The organism is Cronobacter sp. HA18003 (assembly GCF_011605905.1).
GTDB lineage: Bacteria > Pseudomonadota > Gammaproteobacteria > Enterobacterales > Enterobacteriaceae > Cronobacter > Cronobacter sakazakii.
In genome coordinates this window covers 121,746-142,829 of the sequence record NZ_JAANQO010000028.1, presented here as the reverse complement: position 1 = coordinate 142,829, position 21,084 = coordinate 121,746, and the positions used below count along the sequence as shown (strand labels likewise).

The window sequence follows — 21,084 nt, the reverse complement described above, 5'->3', positions numbered from 1 at the left end:
GGCCAGGCCTCAGCATTTTATTATGGTGATCCCCTGGGCGAAATGCGCCTGGTAAGCAGAGTTTTTGAAATGTAAGGCCTTTGAATAAGACAAAAGGCTGCCTCATCGCTAACTTTGCAACAGTGCCAAAGCCATGTATTCCAGAATGTGATGCAGTCCCTGAAAGTTGACTGGCTGACGCATACACCGGCAGGTAAGGATGGCACCCGGACAACGGCACGGTCCAAAGGTAAAGTAGAGCGTCCTTTCAGGACCGTTAAAGAGGCACATGAAACCCTGTACCATTTCCATAAACCGGAGACGGAGCTGCAGGCCAACGAATGGCTCTGGAACTATCTGAGTCGTTACAATGCGCAGCAACACCGCAGCGAGAAACACTCGCGCCTGGAGGACTGGCTGGCAAATATCCCCCGGGACGGCGTGAGAGATATGTGCAGCTGGGAACAATACGGTCGGTTCGCCCGGGAGCCGGAATCCCGCAAGGTGGGTGTTGATGCGCGGGTAACGATAGACGGCACCGCATGGGAAGTTGAACCGGATATGGCGGGGGAAATCGTCATTCTGCTGTGGGGGTTGTTTGACGAAGAGATGTATGTGGAGTTTACCGGTGAAACATGGGGGCCTTATTATCCGGTATCGGGGCCTGTGCCACTACACCGTTATCGGACGTTCAGGCGTGGCAAAGCGGCTGAACGGGCCGATCGTATTCATGCTCTGGCCAGACAGCTGAACATCCCCATCAGCGCGTTGTCCGGAAGCGATCTCCGCGTGGTCAGTGATGACACCCAGCAGCGCATTGATGAATTGCCACATCAGCCCTTTGATGCCCGAAAATTTGAATACCACTTTCCCACCGTTATTGCGGCAAAACTGGCTATTGCCGACGATCTGGCCATTCCGCTGGCCAGAATGCCGGATGAAGACCGGGCGTTTATCGACAGTATTCTGGCTGAGACGCTAAACCGTAATGAAGTACTCGCCCGCATCAGAGACTATTTTCGTAACAGACAACCAGGAGAAGACCATGCGGGTTGAAGTGATGGAGCATTATGGGCTGACGCAGTCTATTGAACAGGCCAGGTATTATGAAACTGCTCACCATAAGCAGTTGATGAAAGACATTAAAGGGGCGATACGCGAAGGGCGTCTGATAGCCGTCTGTGGTGTGGTCGGAAGTGGCAAAACAGTCACTCTGCGACGCCTGCAGCAGCAACTGATGGATGAAAACAAAATCATTGTCGCCCGTTCCCTGTCGGTCGACAAACAGAGTGTCCGGCTCGCCACGCTGATTAACGCCCTGTTTTACGACCTGGCGCAGGATAAGCAGGTGCAGATCCCCAAGCAGGGTGAACGTCGCGAGCGGGAACTGCAGGAGCTGGTCAAAAAAGGTAAACGCCCGGTGGCGCTGTTTGTTGATGAGGCGCATGACCTGAACGGTAATACACTGACGGGGCTCAAACGGTTGATGGAAGTGGTTGAAGACGGCGGAGGACGGCTATCTGTCGTTCTGGCAGGTCACCCTAAACTGCGTAATGACCTGCGTCGTCCGACGATGGAGGAAATCGGTTATCGTACCGATATTTTTACGCTGGACGGGATCACCGGCAGCCAGCGCGAATATATCCAGTGGTTGCTGAAAACCAGCACCGGCAAGGGTAAGCCGGAAGATATTCTGACGACCGAAGCAGTTGACCTGTTGGCGATGAAACTTCGTACACCGCTGCAGGTCCAGTTGCACCTGACGCTGGCGATGGAAGCAGGATACCAGACAGGTGAAAAGCCGATTACCGCCACGCTGGTTGAATCCGTACTGTCACGTCAACTGGATGACCTGGAACCGACACTCACGCGGCATGGTTACCGGCTGAAAGATATGGTGGAGCAGTTTGATGCAAAACCTGCTGAAATCAGGGCATTATTTAACAATCAGTTAGACCCTGCCCGCACAGCCGAGCTACGCGACAGAATGTTGGCGGTCGGCCTACCGATATGACGATGTCTATTTGCAGTTATTGTGAGCCCGGCGGACTGGATTGCGAGTCCGTCTGGCTGATTGCGAGCCCATTGTCACTTAATGTGAGTCGGGGGCGTTTTTCATTTGCAGTTAATGTGAGCCGAAATATGCGCTGATTGCGAGTCGGAGGGATTTCGATTGCGAGCCACTACACATAGGGATTATCAACGCGATGAGAATTTTACTGGTTGAAGATGATCTGATGATCGGCGACGTGGTGGCGAATTCGTTACGCGATGCGTCGTATGCGGTGGACTGGATGAAAAATGGCAATGATGCGCTGGCCAGTTGCTTCGCGCAGCATTATGACATTGTGCTCCTGGATCTTGGGCTGCCGGGACAGGACGGCTTTAGCGTCATGAACGCACTTCGCCGTCAGGGATCATCCGTACCGGTGGTGATTGTCACCGCGCGGGATGCCCTTACGGACAGACTTCACGGCCTCGACAGTGGAGCAGACGATTACCTAATTAAACCGTTCGAGTTCAGCGAACTGCTCGCGCGGATACGCGCTGTTTTGCGACGACATAACGGCAACAGTGATCGATTGCTGAGTAACGGTGTGCTCAGCCTGAACCCGGTCAGTCACGAAGTGTGTTTGTTGGCCAGCGGAGAGAACTTTTTACTTTCGAAGCGCGAGTATGCTCTTCTGGAAGCACTCATGCAGCGCCCCGGCGGTATTCTCTCTCGCAGCGATCTTGAAGACCGTATTTATGGCTGGGGGGATGAGATTGAAAGTAACGCTGTTGAGTATTTCATCCACGCTCTACGTAAAAAGCTCGGCCGGAATGCCATCAAAAATGTCAGGGGGGTCGGATGGCTGGTTTCCAAAAGCGAGTGAAAAACTCTCTGAAGCTACAGCTCTCGGTAGCCCTGAGCGTCGCCATTTTATTTACCGCAGTTATTTCCTGTGGTCTTACCTTCTATTTTGCACTCGACGAAGCCCATGAACTACAGGATGGCACCCTGACCCAAATCGCCAGTGTGATATATGACAACCCTGACTCGCAGACTCTTGTTAAGCAACTGGATGGTGATAATGATTCCCGAGTGGTGGTGGAATTCATATCGGAAAACGGTAATTCCCTGCAGGCCCGCGACCCCACTTTTCAGCTGGAAACGCCCATGCATGAAGGTTTTCAGAACGTAATTTCCGGCGGAGAATCGTATCGTGTATTGGTGCATCGACTTTCACCCACCCAATTGGTCGCCATTGGTCAGCAGCTTGACGTACGCGACGAAATCTCATTTGAAAGCGCACTGCGCACGTTGATCCCGCTCAGTCTGCTGTTGCCGATACTGTTGCTGGTTGCGACTGATCTGATCCGGAAAGCCTTTCGCCCCGTTTCACTCCTTGCCGATGAGGTGCATCAGCGAGATGAACGCAATTTGACGCCGTTCCCTGAAGATGCCATTCCTGATGAAATTCGTCCATTTGTGGGTGGTATCAATAAATTGTTGCACAAAGTTAACGATGCCATGCAGACACAGTCACGTTTTATCGCCGATGCGGCCCATGAGTTACGTACCCCGCTAACGGCATTGTCGCTACAGGCGGAGCGGCTGTCGGCGAGCGAAATGTCGCCCGAAGCGCAATTCCGGCTGAACAGCCTGCAACAAGGGTTAAGCCGAACCAAAAACTTGTTAGAACAGCTGCTTCTGCTTGCCCGCGAACAGCAAAATACGCGGCAAGGAAATAATCAGCCTCTGCTCATTACACAGTTATTCAGGGAGGTGATTGAATCCCTGCATCCACTTGCTCTGGAAAAAAGTATTGATATTGGCGTACTGGAAACTGCCAGTGCGAGTCAGCTGGTTTACACCGATAAATACACACTCACTATTATCGTGAAAAATCTGGTAGAAAACGCAATCCGCTATATACCGGAACACGGACAAATTGATCTCAGCGTGATGGTATCGCAGCACGAAGCGATCATTAAAGTTGAAGATAACGGTCCCGGTATTGCCGCAGAAGAAAGGATGCGCGTGTTCGATGCATTTTATCGCCCTGAAGGCGTGACCCAACCCGGCTCTGGGTTGGGCTTAGCGATAGTCAAAGCATGCGTCACGCGGCTGGGTGGGAAAGTTACTTTAGCCCCTGCCAGCCAGTTTACCTCAGGCGTACTGGTCAGCATTGTCCTGCCACTGCAATCTGCGCGATAAAATGTAGATGAAAATTGTACTCTTACTGGAGATACTTTGCGTTCTGCTGGTGTTTTGCCTGCATCCCGACCTCGGTAAGGATATTGCCTGTTATTTGCATAAGATGATTTTCTACTCTTGCCACAGGTTTACGAGTAGGTGATTTGGGAGGAAGCGTCTTAGCCTTTGAAGTTGGCGCGAAGGAGAGAATGGCACTCCGTGCAACGCATTAATTACCGCGGATATCCGCCATCACCTACTTGCGCCTGTGTGTACCATTTCATCAGCTCTGCAGTTCCCGGCTCGTTTTCGGCGGGGGCCCATGGGGCGGCATCTTGATCAGCAACAGGCTGGTACCTACCGTGTTTTACCTCAAAAATAACGCCGCCTTCATCCAGTGACAATACGGTATGCCAGGTGCCTGCATCCATCTCCAGCACTTTACAGTCCTCACCTAACACGACGCGCTGGGTCAGGTTACCCAGGTCATCAAAGTTCAATACCAAAAAGCGACCGGTAAGGGATGTCAGCAGTTCAAAAGTATGCGGGTGGCGATGAGGGCGAACATAAGTTCCCGGTTCCATAGCAATAGCCAGACGCTGCACCGGGTCGCTCAATTCAGGGTGGAAATTATGATGGGCACGTAAGCGGGGGGAATTTGCGGCTTGTGCGCTTTGCTTGCGTAGGTCGTTGAAAGTAAGTTGTTTCATATTATAAGCCTTATTGCATTCTTGCAGCTTACGGCAACCAGGTTGCCGTAAGGCTTTTTGTTATACTAACAATCGATTAGCCACGGCATTCGCGGAACAAATCGCGGTCAGGATTATAGACGCTGGTGCTTACGTCCCACAGCCCCAAAATCGATGAGAACAGGTTGTCGTGGGAATATGATTTTTTCGCCGCATTATTTTCAAGGCAAGACATGTTGATGTGTTTCCCGGCGATAAAGCCCGGTGACATCCAGACCTGCATCGGAATATGCGTCTGCTGATCCGGTGCCAGTTTGTACGGCGTGCCGTGCAGATATAGCCCGCTTTCGCCCAATGATTCACCATGATCGGACACATAAAGCAGCACGGTGTTGTACTGATCGCTGTAATTTTTTAGCTTTTCAATCATCTCAGCTAATACATAGTCTGTATAACGAAGGGTGTTGTCGTAGGTGTTGACCAATTGTTCCTGAGTACAGTTTTCGATATCGCTACGTGCACATTCGGGCATGAAGTGGCGATGCTCAGCCGGATAACGCAGGTAATAAGTCGGTCCATGGCTGCCAATGATATGGAAGGCGACAAGCTTATCACCTGGCATTTTGGCGATTTCATCATCAAGGTTTTCCAGCATCACCTCGTCATGGCACGTTTTGCCATCGCACAGTTTCGGGTTATCACTAGGCTTAATTTCGACAGTCGGGATGCGGCTACATACGCCTTTACAACCGCCATCGTTCTCTTTCCATAACAGCGAGACACCGGTTTTCTGCACGATGTCGAGGAAATTTTCACTGTTAGATGCTTTTTTACTGTCGTACTCGGTGCGATTCATATTCGAGAACATGCACGGAACGGATATTGCGGTAGCGGTACCGCAGGAATGCATATTTTTAAACGAAATAACGCCGCCGGATTTGCTGGTAAAGGCATTGGTATCACGCGAATAACCGTTCATCGAGAAATTCTGGCTGCGTGCCGTTTCGCCAATCACCAGGAACATCAGCGTGGGTTTTTCGTGAGCGACGACGCGTTTAGCATCATTCCCCAGCGTCTGGAAAGGCACTTTAGTCGTAAAGTACGTATCCTTAACATACTGGAAAGTGCTGTAAGCGTAGTTCGCCGGGATGATCTCTTTATTCAATGTCGAGTTATTGCGGCCGACAGAGGCATAATCCTGATAATAAAGTGCGGCAACACCTGCAATCAAACTCAACGATGCCAGCACGGAGAGCAAACGGTAAGCAATGCCTTTATACCATTTTTCAGGATATTGAATTTTTATTGAAAAAAGGAGGATGGCAGGAAGGATACCGGTAAAGACGAACCATATAATAATTGAGCCATTAAGATAGGAATGCGCTTCCTGGGGGTTAGTTTCAATAATGTTTTGAATCATCGTTTGATCAAACATTACTTTATATTTTAGTGTCGAATAACTGACCAGTGAGCCAGTGATAAACAGTAAAGCAAAGAAAGGTTTCAGCAGAAAACGAACTGAGAAAGGCATAAAAACAACGTTAAGCGCCGCAACCAGAACAAAGGGAATAGAAATGACAAAACCAATTTTGACATGCTCTAAATGCGACAAAATCTCGTAAAAATGCAGCAATATTGGCCAGTTAAGTAAAAACGCAAAGATCATTGCCAGAAGTAAAACCAGCGGAATAACTTTCACCCTGAAAAGTACAGGCATTAACACCTCCGGAAAATAGTAAACCAGTAAAAACATTGATGATAATTACAACAATTCAATCTAATATTATGATTGCCTTATTCGCTGCAAAGCAGAGATTATCATTCTGAAATCTTAGGTTAACCTTAACGAGGCTTTGTTGAATAAATCAGATTTCGGGTAAGTCTCCCCCGTAGCGGGTTGTGTTTTCAGGCAATACGCACGCTTTCAGGCATACCTGCTTTCGTCATTTTGTTCAGCGCTCGTACCAGGGCCATAGCCTCCGCAACCTGACCATCGTAGTCACGCAGCGTCAGTGAACCCCCGAACAGCTGTTTTACCCGGTACATCGCCGTTTCCGCTATCGAGCGACGGTTGTAATCTGTTGTCCATTTCCACCGCGCATTACTCCCGGTCATTCGCTGATTAGCCACTGCACGGTTACGGTCTGCATATTCACCGGGCCAGTAACCCGCACCTTTTCGGGGAGGGATAAGCGCGCTGATTTTCTTATGCCGCAGTTCATCGTGACATAGCCGGGTATCGTAAGCGCCATCGGCGGCGGCTGACCTGATTTTCCGGTGGGTTTGCCGGATTAACCCGGGGAAGGCCTCTGAGTCCGTAACGTTGTTCAGCGACAGGTCAGCGCAGATGATTTCATGTGTTTTACTGTCAACGGCGAGATGCAGCTTACGCCAGATACGGCGGCGTTCCTGGCCATGCTTTTTGACTTTCCACTCGCCTTCACCGAAGACCTTCAGCCCGGTGGAATCAATTACCAGGTGTGCGATTTCACCCCGGGTGGGCGTTTTGAAACTGACATTAACCGACTTTGCCCGCCTGCTGACACAGCTGTAATCCGGGCAGCGTAGCGGAACGTTCATCAGAGAAAAAATGGAATCAATAAAGCCCTGCGCAGCGCGCAGGGTCAGCCTGAATACGCGTTTAATGACCAGCACAGTCGTGATGGCAAGGTCAGAATAGCGCTGAGGTCTGCCTCGTGAAGAAGGCGCTGCCGACTCATACCAGGCCTGAATAGCTTCATCATCCAGCCAGAAAGTTATGGAGCCACGGTTGATGAGGGCTTTATTGTAGGTGGGCCAGTTGGTGATTTTGAACTTTTGCTTTGCCACGGAACGGTCTGCGTTGTCGGGAAGATGCGTGATCTGATCCTTCAACTCAGCAAAAGTTCGATTTATTCAACAAAGCCGCGGTGATGCTTACGGTATGGTGGTTATCAAGTTTTATCCTGATTAGCACCCTTAATGGCTATTTCGATAATCAGGACCGCGATTTTCTGACAGGTAAACTTCAGCTCACCGAAGAGTTTCTTAAAACAGAGACGTTCCGGAACAAAACGGATATTAAGTCATTATCAGAAAAAATAAACGATGCGATGGTAGGGCACAATGGTTTATTCATTTCTATAAAAAACATGGAAAATGAAAAAATTGTTGAACTCTATGCCAAAAATTCTGTTGTTCCAGCGGTCCTGCTTAATAAGTCGGGTGATATTCTCGACTATATGATCCAGACGGAAGAAAATAACACCGTGTACCGCAGTATCTCGCGGCGGGTTGCCGTGACGCCGGAACAGGGTAAAAGCAAACATGTCATCATTACGGTTGCCACGGATACTGGGTATCACACCCTGTTTATGGATAAGCTCAGTACCTGGCTGTTCTGGTTCAATATCGGTCTGGTCTTTATTTCTGTTTTTCTGGGCTGGCTGACCACACGTATTGGTCTGAAACCGCTACGGGAAATGACCAGTCTGGCTTCCTCCATGACCGTACACAGCCTGGATCAGCGTCTTAATCCCGATTTGGCTCCGCCGGAAATTTCTGAGACCATGCAGGAGTTCAATAACATGTTCGATCGCCTGGAGGGGTCATTCCGGAAACTGTCAGATTTCTCGTCTGACATCGCGCATGAGCTGCGCACACCGGTCAGTAATCTGATGATGCAGACGCAGTTTGCACTGGCTAAGGAAAGGGATGTTTCGCATTACCGCGAAATCTTATTCGCTTACCTGGAAGAACTGAAAAGGTTGTCACGAATGACCAGTGATATGCTTTTTCTGGCACGTTCAGAGCATGGTCTGCTGCAGCTGGATAAACATGATGTGGATCTGGCCGCCGAACTGAATGAATTACGTGAGCTGTTCGAGCCTCTGGCAGACGAAACAGGAAAGACAATCACCGTTGAAGGAGAGGGCGTTGTTGCCGGAGACAGCGATATGCTGCGACGTGCTTTCAGTAACCTGCTTTCCAATGCAATCAAGTATTCTCCCGATAACACCTGTACAGCGATACACCTTGAGCGTGACAGTGACTGTGTGAACGTGATGATTACGAATACGATGTCCGGCCAGGTTCCCGCTAATCTGGAACGTTTGTTTGATCGGTTCTATCGAGCTGATTCATCAAGGGTCCACAACACGGAAGGCGCGGGGCTGGGATTATCAATTACAAGGTCGATCATTCATGCTCATGGCGGCGAGCTGTCAGCAGAACAGCAGGGGCGGGAAATTGTGTTCAGTGTGCGCCTGTTAATGGATTAATCCCGTTCTTCAGGAGAAACCTGGAAGGTGACAAAATTGTCATCATTCAGTCACGCGATAAACAGAGGCGGTTTTTTATAATCATACATAAATCAGGAGCAGAGTGATAACACAATCACCTGGTTCCTGGAGTGATGAATAACCCGCCCTGAGATCAAATGCTTTCTCTGTTATAAGCCGTTGATTGTTTGGGTATGAAAACACCGGAGACCCAACCATGAAAAAGATCCTTGTATCATTTGTTGCCATTATGGCTGTCGCTTCATCCGCCATGGCTGCAGAGACAATGAACATGCATGACCAGGTAAATAATGCCCAGGCACCCGCCCATCAGATGCAGTCAACCTCTGAAAAAAGCGCTGTTCAGGGAGACAGTATGACAATGATGGATATGAGCGGACACGATCAGGCTGCAATGTCCCATGAAATGATGCAAAACGGCAACGCTTCTGCCCACCAGGACATGGCGGAGATGCATAAAAAAATGATGAAAGGCAAACCAGGGGCCACCAACGAATCAGCAACGTCATTTTCAGAAATGAACGAGCATGAAAAAGCCGCTGTTGTGCACGAGAAGGCGAATAATGGTCAGTCTTCCGTTATTCATCAGCAGCAGGCTGAAAAGCATCGCAGCCAGATCACCCAGAATTAACCCGCAGCTCCACTTGTTAGACCCTCATTTGACGCCGAAGTCACTGGCTTACGCTCCCGTCCGGGAGCGTTTTTTTTATTCTTTCATTTATCATTGAGTCTTATGGGAATGGATTTAATCAGTTACTTAATCCCTGCCTCAGCAACAAGTCCCGGAAAGAGCAGCTTTATATTCCGGGTTTTTCTGCTCATAACCTCAACGGTGGCGCTTAGGATGTACTTTGTAAGTACCCAGAGTGTGTGTCATCAGTACCGGTGTTAATGCACCAGCCCATTCCAGCCATGTATACCCATGTAAATCCCAACAGCAGCAATCAGGGCGCTTGAAATATAGGGGGCTCTTCTGGCGATGGTATTGAAGCCACTCCAGCGTTTGGCGACCTGACGAACGCTGATCGCCGCACCCACTCCAACCGTTACGAGGGTCAATGCCAGGCCGATACTGAAACAAACAACCAGTGTGGCACCCAGCGTAAGCGCTTTAAGCTGAAGGCAGATCAACAATACAGTTATAGCTGCCGGGCAAGGGATAAGCCCTCCTGTCAGTCCAAATATCAGGATTTGCCCGTTGGTTACTTCTTTCCCGTCGAAGCGGCGTTTTATGTCATTGGCATGAGCCAGTTCGTGAGCGTCCTGATACTCTTTCGAATTCACATCCAGCCCATCAAGCTCAGAGTGGTCATGGTCATGGTCGTGTTCAGCGAACGCCACATCATAGTCATGGACATGACCACGATGTCCCAGAGACAGACGTACGTTGAAACTGTGAGGCTCAGGGATGGGAGATGTTGACTCCAGATAATCACCATGATCAACAAATTCAAAAGTCTGAGAGATCGTACTGTTTTCCCGAAGTGTGGTTAATGAGATATCTTCAGAAGCCCATCTTTGGCCACTAAGAGTGCGTAGCCGCCAGTGGGGAAGTTGTCCTTCTTCAAAAATGGACAGTTCAACTTTTCCATGGCCAGTATCGATCAACCTTGTTTCGTCATGGTGATGATGTTCATTCTCCTGCATTCCCTCCAGCCAGTTTTTCTCACCGCTCCAGGTTCGCCAGAACATCCAAAAAGCCGTACCAAGGATGATCACTGAAGAGACCATCTGTAGCCAGGGTTCGGCTGATTCTGCGGTAAATTTATTACTGATATACATCCCTCCAAAAGCAATCAGCCATACGACTGCAGTGTGCGACAATGTTGCCGCGACACCCAGCATCACGGCCTGACGTACGGTGCCTTTTATAGCAATGATGAATGCTGCCATCATTGTTTTGGAGTGCCCGGGCTCCAGTCCATGAAGCGCGCCAAGCAGAATGGCGCTGGGGATGAAAAACCATGCGTTGCCTTGCTGAAGAAGTGTCGTAAATTCGTTCATGAGAATCATTCTTGGTTATTAAGTGTAGGCCGGATTCTACTCCCCCCCAGTAAAATATACTACCCCCCAGTAGAATAACGCTGGTATAGTTACATAAAATATCCAGGAGAGTGAGAGCCCACATGTCACATACCATCCGCGATAAACAAAAACTGAAAGCACGTACAAGCAAGATCCAGGGGCAGGTTGCTGCGCTGAAAAAAATGCTTGATGAACCTCACGAATGTGCCGCTGTACTGCAACAAATAGCCGCCATACGTGGTGCCGTGAATGGTTTATTGCGTGAAGTGATTAAAGGACATTTGACTGAACATATTGTTCATGAAAGTGAAGAACAGAAACGAGAAGAAGACCTGGACGTTGTGCTGAAGGTTCTGGATTCTTACATCAAGTGACAGTTTGGCTAAAAGCCCTGAGCATTAATTTATCTAAATAACACGTTATCAAGTGACGGTTTTGGGCTGTTTGTAGCGGCATAGTGAGTTTGTTTAATCAATGAGCTTTAAGATGCCCCCCTTCATGCAAGGCAACGCGTACATTTCTGGTACATCTACTTCCCTTACTTTGCTCAGGGCAACCCACATTGTTAAAGCCTCTACTCGCTGACCATCAAAATCACCCAACGTCAGATAATGGAAAAAAATTTTGGATGACATTTTGAAACGTGTCCTCTGCTGTGAACGTCGAGAGATGCTACGCGAGAAAGGAGATGACCTACTTAGTATCCTGTTAAGTAGGTCTATCTGAAGAAGTAGACAACTTTAAAGTCTTTTTCATGTTAAAGGAGACAACTTTAATGTCTGTGTACACCACGCGCGTCGTTGCGTTTATTTACGTTTTATCCGCAGTGAACTTCGAATTCAGCGGCCGATTTCTATATCATTCAGCCCCTGTTTGCGCCCTGTGCGTTTTTCCTTAACCGGCCTGTGAAAACGGCATCGGTACATTCTTAATCTACAAGCTGAAAACAGAGACAATGACAATATCAACCACTACGGACAGCAGCCTGCCTGCCCGTACCGGCTGGACATTCAGAGATACCCTCTGGATGCTGGGCGTTTATGGTGCCACCGTTGGCGCAGGGACACTGTTCCTTCCTGTCGAAATCGGCACGCGCGGCCCGCTGGTTTTTCTTCTGCTGCTGGTGCTGGGCATTCCCCTCTCGCTGGTGCCGCATGTGCTAATCTGCCGTGTATTTATGCGCGACAACCAGCCCGATGACGGTACGTTACCGCTTTTTGGCGCATTTTTCGGCGCAAAGGGGAGAACGGCAATTCGTGTTTTCTTCTGCGTCGCCCATTTCCCGGTCACCCTGGTCTATGCCATTTCGCTGGTTAACGCGCTCTCGGATTATCTGGTTAATCGTCTGCATTTCGCCCCGGTGAACCGCGCACTGCTGGCGTTTATTGTCGTCGCGGCTTTATTCCTGGCGCTCAGTAAAGGCCGTGACAAAGTGGTGAGTATGATGGGTGCGCTGGCGCTGCCGTTTGCGTTGTCGCTGCTGCTGATAGCGGTTATCCAGATCCCCGCCTGGAGCCTGGCGAATTTCAGTATGCCGCTCATCCCGGCTGGCGAGCCCGCCGGTGAGGCGTTTAAAAATATCTGGCTGACGCTGCCGCTTATCTCTTTCGCGCTCTGCTCTGCGCCGCTGATTGCGCCGCTGGCGTCATATTATCGCGAGAGTGGTCATGGCGGCGAGATGAAGTCGGTGCGGGTTGTGCGTGTGGCCTATGCGCTGATCATTTTCAGCATCGTGTTCTTTGTGCTGAGCTGCCTTCTCGCGAACCCTCCGGCCACCTTCGCCCGGGCGAAAGCGGAAAACCTCAATATGCTCTCGGTGATGCAAAGCCAGGGCGGCCTGGATCTGCTGTTTATGATCGCGCCTTTTATTGCCATCGTCGGGATGACGAAATCGTTTCTTGGCGTGTGCCTGCCTGTTGCGGAAACCATTACGGCGCTGGTGGCCGGGCACGCAGGCATGAAGAAACAGGCGAAGACGCTCGCGTTCCTCGCGATGTTTATCGCGACATTCGGCGTGGTGGATCTTAACCCGGACGTGATTACGCTGATTGAGACAGTCTGCGGACCGCTGACCGCCATCTTTCTTTTCCTGATCCCGACGTACCTCATTTACACCCGCGATGCGCTGCGTTCACTGCGCGGCCCGACGGCTGTCATGGTCGCCACCGGTGGCCTGCTCACGGTGTCCGCGCTGCTTTACAGTACGTTCTGATACGCGATTTGCATCTTATTGCGCAACAAACCCTGCTCCGGCAGGGTTTTTTCTGTGTACGCATGGCAGGTTGCGGTCATTTCGGTGACGTCAGTGTTTAACCGCGTCAAAAAATAACAGGACAAATTACCGCTTTATTTCCGGAATTAATACTGAGGAAAATCTTAATTCGCCGATTCACGGGATAAGGAATAACTTATTTATCGATAATTATTTCGGCGGTTGACGGCTTTAAGATTTTTGCCTATCTTCACGCTAAATCAAATTTTAGTGATACTTAATTATCAAGTTTTCCTGATGCAATCTCGTCGGGTATTGATGACCTGCAAGCCTGACGGGAGATGCAAAACCTACATGGGGTATTCAACGGGACGCTTTTAACATCGTAATGCGCAGAAAAGACACGTAAAAACGCAGGCAGAAATGGCTCTGGCGTCGGATAAATCGTGTCTGCTCACTGGCGCCATCATTATTCTTAAAGATAAAAGCGTAGCGCGATCAAAGGCCTTATTCCGTAATGAATGAGGCCGGGATTATTACATTTGTAATTACACGCTTAAGGAAAATAAAATGACACCACCTAACAATTTGTTCACGATTGAGCCACAACATGACAGGAAGGCGTTTTATTCCGGGCTGGAAGAGAACGGCATTCACGCCACCGATTTGATGGCTATGCTTGCGGTCGGAAATATTCCTGACGTGATGTATCGCGAAACGGAAATTCTTTCGGCGCTGGCGATTCTGTCATGCCGTAATACCAACAGCCTGGTGGTATCGGGAAATGAAGGGGTTGGCAAATCCTGTTTTGTCCGTAATCTCTCGCGTTACCTGTTGCAGATCCAGCCAGGGTGCCATCTGGCTGAAATAAATATGGTGTCGCTGTTTGCCGGGAATGCCAGTGAGGAAGAGATAGAGAAAAAGCTGGCACTCGCCGTGGCGCTCGCCGGGCGGTATAAGGTCATACTGTATCTGGATGGCACGCACGCGTTCACGCCGGAAAACGACGAGATGTCGCCGGGAATGCGCTTACTGAACTTGCTTAAGCCGTATCTGATGACGCCGTTCCGCTGCATTATTTCCGCGCCCTGTGAGGCGACGGAAAAACTGAAAAATGACGCCACGTATAAAAAACGCTTCCGCTATATCACACTCTGTTCGCTGAACGGGATGCAAAAGAAAAATGTGATCTTACATCGTTTCGGCCATTCGCCTTTTATTAAAGATGCGCTGGCGGCGTCGGGCGGCGAAACCCGGGAATTACATCAACTTATTGAGAATATCGATTATCTTCAGTCGCTTGAACGCGTAAAAGCGAAACTGGAATTTGTTGAGTCCTGATCGTGCGGGCGCGGATGCCCATCGTTTTATTGCCTGCGGAACGCGCGCTTTGTAAATATTTAAGATTTAACTTATGCCTTAAGTTTCCCTTAAGGTTATGGCGCTACGATAGCATCATCAGGAAAAGGGGCACCTTAGCCAATATTCTGTTTACGGGCCGCTGCGATGTCAGGCGGCCCGCTTTTTTTCTGAATCCAGTCTGTTTCCCTTCTCGTTGATCGTAATACGTTTCCCCGTTTCGCTTATTCCGACCCGTTTGCGTTAAGAAAATTTAATGGCCTGTACGCATAAGGCTTCCTGGATAGTTGCCGATAGTGAGTAAATATGTCCCGCCTTTCTGGCGGCGTCCGGGAGAAGAGAATGATCGCTCAGCATCCTTCGAAAAGAAGGCTTAAGACCAAAACCCTCATGCTGTTATCGATTTTCGTCACGATAACCGCAGGCTTTGGTATCACGATGGGTTTACTGCTCTGGCAATCGATGTCGCAGCAGGAATATGTCGCGAAAAAACACCTGCAACAAATTGCGCAAACGGAAACCTTAGAGGTGAGCCGTCGTCTGGATTCGGCGTTAACCGCCGCGCGCGATGTGGGTATCAGCGCGTGGTCGCTGCGTGAGTCCGGGCTTAACGATCGTAAAGGCCTGGAGCAGCTGTTAGTCAGCTTTCTGCGTGCGCATGATGATTTTTTATCGATGTCACTGACCTTTGAACCCAACGCGTTTGATGCCAACGACGCCACGTTTGCAGGGCAGGCGGGCCAGGATCCCAAAGGGCGCTATGCGCGTTATGTGGATCGTGACAGTGCAGGTAACCCGGCGCTGCATAATCTGGTGGATTATGAAACGCCCGGCAGCGGTGACTATTACGTCCTCCCGCGTCAGCGCCAGAAAGATGTCATCATCGAGCCGTACATTTACCCGTACAACGGCGTGGATGTGATGCTGACCTCGATTGCCGCCCCGATAATGCGCGACGGCAAATTCCAGGGCTCGGTGACGTCCGATTTCTCTCTCGAAACGCTGCAAAGAATGGTGGGCGCGATCAAACCCTGGGATGGCGTGGGCTATGCGCTGCTCCTCTCGGCTGACAATAAAGTGATCTCCGCGCCGGATAAAGCGACTATCGGCAAGCCTTATAAGGGCACTGTGACGGGCCGCGAAGTGATTCGCTATGACGACCCGGTGCTGGGCGAACCGGCGTTTATCACCTGGAACACGATTGCCGTGGGCAACAGCGGCACGCCGTGGAAGCTGGCGGTGGTCACGCCGGTGAGCGTGGTGATGGCCGAAGCCTGGCAGGGGCTTATCAATGCCCTCATTCTGATGGTGCTGAGCATCGCGGTTGTGAGCCTGGTGGTGGCGCTGGTGTTTACCCGCAAAGTGGCGCGCCCGGTGGGCGGTGAGCCGCTGGAGGCGTCCGAAATCGCGCTCTCTGTCGCGCATGGCAACCTGAATAACGCGATTCCGGTACAGCAGGGCGATACCCGGAGCATCTTTTATGCGTTAAGCACCATGCAGTCGCGGTTGCGCGAGATTGTCGGCGATATCAGCGACGCCAGTCATTCCGTGCGCGCCGGCAGCAGTGAAATCGCCGCAGGCAATACCGATCTCGCCTCCCGCACCGAGGAGCAGGCGGCGGCAATTGTCGAGACGGCGGCCAGCATGGAAGAAATTTCCGCGACGGTGAAAAACAACGCCGAAAGCGCTTCACGCGCCATTGTGCTGACGGAGCACGCGAAAGATATCGCCGGTGCGGGCGAAGCGCTGGTCGATCGCGTGGTGCATGTGATGTCGCAGGTGGATGAGAGTTCGCAGAAAATCAGCGACATCACCAGCATCATCGACAGCATCGCCTTCCAGACTAACATTCTGGCGCTGAACGCGGCCGTGGAAGCGGCACGCGCCGGTGAGCAGGGGCGCGGTTTCGCCGTCGTGGCCGGTGAAGTTCGCACGCTCGCGAGCCGCAGCGCCAACGCGGCGAAGGAAATTTCGCAACTCATCGCAGAATCGACCGGTCGCGTCGGGCAGGGTGTGACGCTGGTCAATGAAACCGGCTCAACGATGAAACAGATAATCGAAGCCGTGACCAGCGTTCATCTGGCTATCAATGAAATCGTGCGGGCGCTGGATGAACAGACCCGCGGCGTGGATCAAATTAGCGTGGCGGTGAATCAGATGGACAGCGTGACCCAGCAGAACGCCTCGCTGGTGCAGCAGGTTTCGGCCGCGGCGATGTCGCTTGAAGAGCAGGCGAAAGCGCTGGAAACCGCGCTGGCATTCTTCAGTACCCGCCAGCAGAGGGGCTGACGAGAGGATGTTGCAGATAAGCCGTGCAGGGCTCACCCTGCGCGGCTTTTTTATGGGCATCGGACAAATGCATGTCTTCTGAGTCCGCGCAATCCCCTGATTCGGTATGTATTAACCCTGTATTTAGCGCGGTAATATTTGTCGCTTGATACATGGGGTTAGCGCACAAAAGCAACATGCGCCGGGCCTCAACACGATAAACAGACAACTTCAGGAAGAAAATATGAGGCGTTATGGAATGGTAGTTGTGGCTGTGGCTACGCTGTTGGCAGGATGTACGGCCAGAACGTCGCCAGAAATGCACGCGCGCCACTATGTTTTGCAGGGTATGGAATCACACGACGCGAATTTAAGGGTCGATAAAGCAGGCAGCATCGCCGCGTTTCTGCCGGCATTTACCAGCGTCTACAATCAGGGCAAAACGGATAAAGCACAGGGGCGCGACATCGCCTGGGCAGAGCGTCAGGCGAAGGCTTACCGTGACGATGCCTGCGGTATGCAGACCACCAGTGAATTTGCCAATCATCGCGGCCAGTTTCTCGATGACAACACCAGCCCGCGCGAAAAACGGATGCTGGGTGACGATTTGGCGCAAACCTATCTGGACGGCTTTTACGGCCGGTGAGGGCATACGCGGTGGCGATAATATACCTGCTGGCCGTCATCACTGGTTATTTCGCTGCTGGGCCTGGATAAACGCGGGGCGGGAAAAGGCGCGATTCACGTAATTTTCGAGCGTCTCGCCAAGCGTAATACCGCCCAGTTTTGCCCAGAAAAGTGTATGCGACATAAAAATATCGGCCAGCGTAAAATCATCGCCCGCTATCCACGGTGCGTTGTCCGCCAAATCCACCATCGCCACGGCTTTTGCGGCTTCGGTTTTGAAGTAATGTGTCAGTGCGGCGGACCGCTGCGCTTCCGGCACAAAAATCATCTGTTTAAGTAAATTCCATACCGGCGATTCCAGATCCGTTAAGGCGAAACTGATCCAGCTGTTTATCGCGGCGCGTCGGACGGGATCGGCGGGAAAAAGCGCGGTGGCAGGCTGTTTTTCGCAAAGCCAGGTGCAGATGGCCAGCGTCTCGCAAATGGAAACGTCGCCATCTGTCAGAAACGGGACTTTACCGCGCGGATGCGGCGAGGGTACTTCCGGGGCGTCGCAAAGAATATCGGCTTTGATGGACTCATACGGCATGCCCAGTTCTTCAAGCGTCCAGAGCACCCTGAGCGAGCGGCTCTTGGGATAAGTATAAACAATCACGGAACGTCTCCTGTTAGCGTCGTAGTTGCGTAACGTTTACGCTTACTGACGGCAATACACTATCGATGTTGTCAGTCACCATTACCAGTAAAAGCACACCACAAACGCCTTTTTATAGTTACAACATACAATTCAAACATGCTGGACCGCCACTGAAACCGTAGGCACCGTTCGGAAACGCCCGCGTCGCTTCCGGCCACGGTTGTGGCGTCAGTTTCACTCCTGAACCCCTGAGCGCGCGATTGCCCATTGCCGGGCCGCCCGCGCCCGCCCGAAGGGCGGGTAAACTAGATTCGCTTAAATGTATGTTGTAACTACACCGCCAGGCGGCTCCTGCGGACCCGCAGGCCGGAGATACGGCCTGACTCCGTCAGTCCCACTCCGAAGGTGTAGTGAAACCATTAATTCGCTGCACGGTTTTTGGCTTAGCAGGGTAAAGGCACGCCGTTTCAGCCTGTGCGCCGGACATGACGTGCGCCATCGCAATGCCCCTCAGAGAGAAAATCCTATACTACGAAAAGTGCATTAAAACCCATCAACAGAGAGTCACAGAAGAAAAAAGACAGACTGCAGGAGGTGATGATGTCAGCAGAACAGACCTTAAAAGCCGTACGCGGCAGTTTTATTGATTTCACCAGGACCGCTGAAACGCCTCAGGAGATAGCACCGGCGCTGCGGTTTATGGAAGACGGCTTACTGCTGATTCGTCACGGGAAAATTGAATGGTTCGGTGAGTGGGAAAAAGGAAAACAACAGGTTCCGGATACGGTCCGCGTGCGTGATTACCGCGGAAAACTGGTGGTGCCGGGCTTTATCGATACGCATATTCATTACCCACAGAGTGAAATGGTCGGCGCGTATGGCGAACAGCTCCTCGACTGGCTCAATAAATATACGTTCCCTGCCGAGCGACGCTATGAAGATCGGGAATACGCGCGCGAAATGTCCGCTTTTTTTATTAAGCAGTTATTACGAAACGGCACCACAACGGCGCTGGTTTTTGGCTCAGTGCATCCGCAGTCAGTGGACGCGCTGTTCGAGGAAGCCAGCCAAATCAATATGCGTCTTATCGCCAGTAAAGTCATGATGGATCGCAACGCGCCCGACTGGCTACTGGATGATGCGCAAAGCAGTTATGAACAGAGCAAGGCGCTGATTGAACGCTGGCATAAAAAAGGGCGGCTGCTGTATGCCATCACGCCGCGTTTTGCCCCGACGTCGACACCGGAACAACTGGCGATGGCGCAGCGCCTGCGCGAAGAATATCCGGATACCTGGTTCCAGACGCATTTGTCTGAACATCAGGCTGAAATCGAGTGGGTGAAAACGCTGTATCCGGAGCGTGACGACTATCTGGATGTGTATCATCACTATGGCCTGACCGGGCACAACTGCATCTTCGCGCACTGTGTTCATCTTGAAGAGCGCGAGTGGGATCGCCTGCGAGACACGGGCTCCAGCATCGCTTTCTGCCCCACATCTAATCTCTATCTCGGCAGCGGTTTGTTTAATCTGCCAAAAGCGTGGCAGAAAAAAGTGAAAGTCGGAATGGGAACGGACATCGGCGCGGGAACCACGTTCAACATGCTGCAAACGCTGAACGAGGCATACAAAGTCGGGCAGTTGCAGGGCTATCCGTTATCCGCTGACGAGGCGTTCTATCTTGCCACGCTCGGCGGCGCGAAAGCGCTGGGGCTTGATCATCTTATTGGTAACTTTATGCCCGGCAAAGAGGCCGATTTTGTGGTGCTGGAGCCGACCTCAACGCCGCTGCAGCAGCTCCGCTATGACAATTCCGCGACCCTGTTTGATAAGCTTTTCGTGATGATGACGCTGGGTGACGATCGCGCGATATACCGCACCTATGTTGATGGTCGGGTCGCGTATGAACGGGCCTGAGCGTCACGAAATAAAAAGCGTTAATCCGCGCGATTCAGACACGCCACATATTTTTCCCCCGAACGGCGCACCCGCTCGCTGGCGTCGGCAGTGATTTCACGGCCTTCAAACGCGCCCCATAGCGTCGAAAATGACACGCCGCGCAGCCGGTCTGTCATCGCGCTGACGGTGGCGGCCGGTAGCGGCAGCATATTCGGATAACTCCACATAAATGAGACGCTCTTCGCCCCCGGCGTCACCTGCAAAATATCACCGCTCAGCAGCAGGCCGTCGCCGCGCGCGTCATGCAGTACGCAGCCACCGGCAAAATGGCCGCCGAGGCGAATCACGCGGATATCCTCAGCCAGCGTCAGTTCATCTCCCTCCCAGAGGCGGATAAACGGGCTGTCGCGCATTATCCATTCGCGGTCGCTGGCATGCAGATACACCGGCGCGTTAAAGGCGGCCGCCCAGTCCTGCATGGTGGTGTAAAAGTGCGGATGCGAAATGGCAATGGCCATCAGACCGCCCAGCGCGGCAATCAGGGTTTTTGTGGCGTCATCCAGGGTGGCGACGCAGTCCCAGAGAATATTTCCCTGCGGGGTACGCAGCAGAAACGCACGCTGGCCAATCGCAAAATCCGGCACCGTCCGGATGCTGAAAAGATCCGGGGTATGCTGCTTCCATTTATTGGAATGGGTCGCCAGCAGCGCATCATGGTCCACCCATTGCTGCCCCGTTACCGGAACAAACTGCCGCTCATCGTCACAAATTTTGCAGCGCTGTGGCCGGGCATTGTCAACCTGATATGACGTGCCGCAGGCGTTACACAGTGTGATCACAAAGGCCTCCTGAGGTGTGGCGACGCCAGTGCAACGGCGCACAGGCTTTCGCTTACTGACATAAACCTTAGAGCAAAGCGCCGTGGCGAG

Annotated in this window: 17 protein-coding genes and 2 pseudogenes; 13 read left to right on the top strand and 6 right to left on the bottom strand. The window is 51.5% G+C overall.

The window, feature by feature from the left end; genetic code table 11:
- The 5 genes and pseudogenes from G6041_RS20865 to qseC-like form a co-directional block, all read left to right on the top strand.
- A pseudogene (locus tag G6041_RS20865) lies at positions 1-75 on the top strand (IS6 family transposase); the annotation flags it as partial.
- Positions 76-126: 51 nt separating this feature from the next.
- Positions 127-1,035: pseudogene (locus G6041_RS20860) on the top strand (IS481 family transposase); the annotation flags it as partial.
- Complete coding sequence (locus tag G6041_RS20855; RefSeq protein ID WP_077909719.1) at positions 968-1,993, top strand: ExeA family protein; 1,026 nt, start codon at positions 968-970, stop codon at positions 1,991-1,993. The pseudogene G6041_RS20860 and the gene G6041_RS20855, both read left to right, overlap by 68 nt.
- A 193-nt stretch (positions 1,994-2,186) precedes the next feature.
- Complete coding sequence (gene qseB-like / locus G6041_RS20850) at positions 2,187-2,855, top strand: QseB-like response regulator transcription factor (RefSeq protein WP_001572368.1); 669 nt, start codon at positions 2,187-2,189, stop codon at positions 2,853-2,855.
- Positions 2,831-4,180, top strand: coding sequence for a QseC-like sensor histidine kinase (gene qseC-like, locus G6041_RS20845; protein WP_001572371.1), 1,350 nt, complete (start codon positions 2,831-2,833; stop codon positions 4,178-4,180). The genes qseB-like and qseC-like overlap by 25 nt, the downstream gene beginning before the upstream one ends.
- Positions 4,181-4,392: 212 nt before the next feature.
- On the opposite strand, the gene G6041_RS20840 is transcribed toward qseC-like, so the two are convergent.
- The 3 genes from G6041_RS20840 to G6041_RS20830 all read right to left on the bottom strand — a co-directional run bounded on the left by G6041_RS20840 (position 4,393) and on the right by G6041_RS20830 (position 7,677).
- Positions 4,393-4,869 carry a WbuC family cupin fold metalloprotein gene (locus tag G6041_RS20840; RefSeq protein WP_001572372.1) on the bottom strand — a complete coding sequence of 159 codons (477 nt, stop codon included), beginning with the start codon at positions 4,867-4,869 and terminating at the stop codon, positions 4,393-4,395.
- A gap of 76 nt (positions 4,870-4,945) precedes the next feature.
- Entirely contained in the window at positions 4,946-6,565 is a 1,620-nt protein-coding gene (locus G6041_RS20835) for a phosphoethanolamine--lipid A transferase MCR-9.1 (protein WP_001572373.1), read from the bottom strand.
- A gap of 188 nt (positions 6,566-6,753) precedes the next feature.
- The gene (locus G6041_RS20830; protein WP_001572374.1) at positions 6,754-7,677 is read right to left on the bottom strand and encodes an IS5-like element IS903B family transposase; all 924 of its coding nucleotides are present in this window, start codon (positions 7,675-7,677) and stop codon (positions 6,754-6,756) included.
- A gap of 83 nt (positions 7,678-7,760) precedes the next feature.
- On the opposite strand from G6041_RS20830, the gene pcoS reads away from it, so the two are divergent.
- A complete protein-coding gene (gene pcoS, locus G6041_RS20825; protein ID WP_001572376.1) occupies positions 7,761-9,107 on the top strand; it encodes a copper resistance membrane spanning protein PcoS in 1,347 nt (448 codons plus the stop codon).
- A 217-nt stretch (positions 9,108-9,324) separates the two neighbouring features.
- Positions 9,325-9,759, top strand: coding sequence for a hypothetical protein (locus G6041_RS20820; RefSeq protein ID WP_000723070.1), 435 nt, complete (start codon positions 9,325-9,327; stop codon positions 9,757-9,759).
- Between the two features lie 257 nt (positions 9,760-10,016).
- On the opposite strand, the gene G6041_RS20815 is transcribed toward G6041_RS20820, so the two are convergent.
- Positions 10,017-11,132, bottom strand: coding sequence for a nickel/cobalt efflux protein RcnA (locus tag G6041_RS20815; RefSeq protein WP_001572377.1), 1,116 nt, complete (start codon positions 11,130-11,132; stop codon positions 10,017-10,019).
- Between the two features lie 122 nt (positions 11,133-11,254).
- Here G6041_RS20815 and rcnR point away from each other — a divergent pair, with 122 nt between their 5' ends.
- From rcnR to G6041_RS20790, 5 genes are all read left to right on the top strand, one after another.
- A complete protein-coding gene (gene rcnR / locus G6041_RS20810) occupies positions 11,255-11,527 on the top strand; it encodes a Ni(II)/Co(II)-binding transcriptional repressor RcnR (protein WP_000019951.1) in 273 nt (90 codons plus the stop codon).
- 581 nt (positions 11,528-12,108) lie between these two features.
- A complete protein-coding gene (locus G6041_RS20805; RefSeq protein WP_171966393.1) occupies positions 12,109-13,365 on the top strand; it encodes an AAA family ATPase in 1,257 nt (418 codons plus the stop codon).
- A 570-nt stretch (positions 13,366-13,935) separates the two neighbouring features.
- On the top strand, positions 13,936-14,706 hold the full coding sequence (locus G6041_RS20800; RefSeq protein WP_011999011.1) for an AAA family ATPase: 771 nt from the start codon (positions 13,936-13,938) through the stop codon (positions 14,704-14,706).
- Between the two features lie 360 nt (positions 14,707-15,066).
- A complete protein-coding gene (locus tag G6041_RS20795; RefSeq protein ID WP_041460781.1) occupies positions 15,067-17,013 on the top strand; it encodes a methyl-accepting chemotaxis protein in 1,947 nt (648 codons plus the stop codon).
- Positions 17,014-17,251: 238 nt separating this feature from the next.
- Positions 17,252-17,638 (top strand): Exc2 family lipoprotein, encoded by a 387-nt coding sequence (locus tag G6041_RS20790; protein ID WP_007854605.1) that lies wholly within the window; start codon positions 17,252-17,254, stop codon positions 17,636-17,638.
- Between the two features lie 39 nt (positions 17,639-17,677).
- Here G6041_RS20790 and G6041_RS20785 read toward each other — a convergent pair whose 3' ends face one another.
- Entirely contained in the window at positions 17,678-18,274 is a 597-nt protein-coding gene (locus tag G6041_RS20785) for a glutathione S-transferase family protein (RefSeq protein ID WP_007854604.1), read from the bottom strand.
- Between the two features lie 582 nt (positions 18,275-18,856).
- On the opposite strand from G6041_RS20785, the gene guaD reads away from it, so the two are divergent.
- The gene (gene guaD, locus G6041_RS20780; RefSeq protein ID WP_041460780.1) at positions 18,857-20,173 is read left to right on the top strand and encodes a guanine deaminase; all 1,317 of its coding nucleotides are present in this window, start codon (positions 18,857-18,859) and stop codon (positions 20,171-20,173) included.
- 20 nt (positions 20,174-20,193) lie between these two features.
- Here guaD and G6041_RS20775 read toward each other — a convergent pair whose 3' ends face one another.
- Complete coding sequence (locus G6041_RS20775) at positions 20,194-20,994, bottom strand: MBL fold metallo-hydrolase (protein ID WP_041460779.1); 801 nt, start codon at positions 20,992-20,994, stop codon at positions 20,194-20,196.
- Positions 20,995-21,084 lie beyond the last annotated feature (90 nt).